The 1,225-nt window shown below is 39.8% G+C and carries 1 protein-coding gene; it reads right to left on the reverse strand.

From position 1 onward, the window contains the following. The coding region (locus tag BWI92_RS26680; RefSeq protein WP_141234964.1) for a transposase at window positions 1-1,019 on the reverse strand (1,019 nt) is incomplete at its 3' end. Window positions 1,020-1,225 lie beyond the last annotated feature (206 nt).

Genomic DNA, 1,225 nt, shown 5'->3' on the forward strand with positions numbered 1-1,225 from the left:
ATAGATGGCCAATTCCTGATGAGTTTCATCAAGAAGTCGTAAATGAGCGTGACAATGGCTAATAATTTGAGGGTATTCTCGAAAAACCATAACCTTGGAGATTCAATAGCTAGCTCAGTTTTGGCGAATCTAAACGCCTGTTCAATATTCCATCGGTGCATGTAGCTATGACATATTTCCCAAGCATCCTTAGCTGATTCTACAGGCAATGAGGTTAATAAATAGAGTGGTGACTGATAGTTTTTGGTATCTCTCACTATTACTAACGACAAGTTAATATCTTCAAAACTAGGGTGTTGTACTTGAGTCCAAGCAATAGAAATGCTCTTGAGAATCTTTCTCTGAGAATCGAGCACAATCTTTTTACTTCTAGCTTTAAAAGAGCGAGCTAGAAGATGGGTTTGCTTTTTACCTTTAGTTGAGTGTATAAGTAAATGATTCTTCTTCCATCGGACTAGGAAATCTTGTTCGAAGTTCGTAAACCACTCGATGGTCCACTCATTAGCGTAACCACGGTCAAGCACATGTAGGATGCCTTTTCCTACTTGTGCTTGTAGTTTTTCTAGCATCCGAAACATAATGTTTCGACCATATTCCTTGTATTTACCTCTGGTAGTCCACCAACTCATCTGACATACACTTACAGACTCACCCAAAGCTGAGAGCAACGTACTTGTCCAATGATAACCAGGAACACAAATACGTTTATTAGGAGGAGAATAGTATCCTTTTTTTATCCGTGTTAGTCGTTTTGCCTTTGAGCTTTCTACACTACAAAGCCCTTCCAAAAACCAAGATTCAGCCTTTTCTAGCCGACTATCATCCCAAAGCATTAGCGGACGTTTTCCCTGTTTTACTAACGATTCAAGCCTTTTTCGAGTTTGACTAAAGAGAAAATTATCAATGATAGTAGATGTCCATTTTTTGGAACGTAACAGATTACTGATGCGCTTTGTCCCAGCGGGAGCATGTGAAAAACCGCAAATATAGCCACCTAACTCACTAAGCAATAAGCCCATAGAGTTGTGTCGATGCAATAAAATGGCAACTATTAAATCGTAAAAAGTACGAACTAAACGCTTATCCAGAACAGCCTTGACTCGTCCAGAAAAGGGTGATATTGGTGGGCATTTTACCCTAACATGGCAAAAATTAAAGGAGAATGGGTCATCATTGCAGATCACTCATCGTAGGGGGCTTTCGGCTTACAGGTATCAGCTTTCAG

The organism is Flectobacillus sp. BAB-3569, from assembly GCF_002270355.1.
Classification (GTDB): Bacteria; Bacteroidota; Bacteroidia; order Cytophagales; family Spirosomataceae; genus Flectobacillus; species Flectobacillus roseus.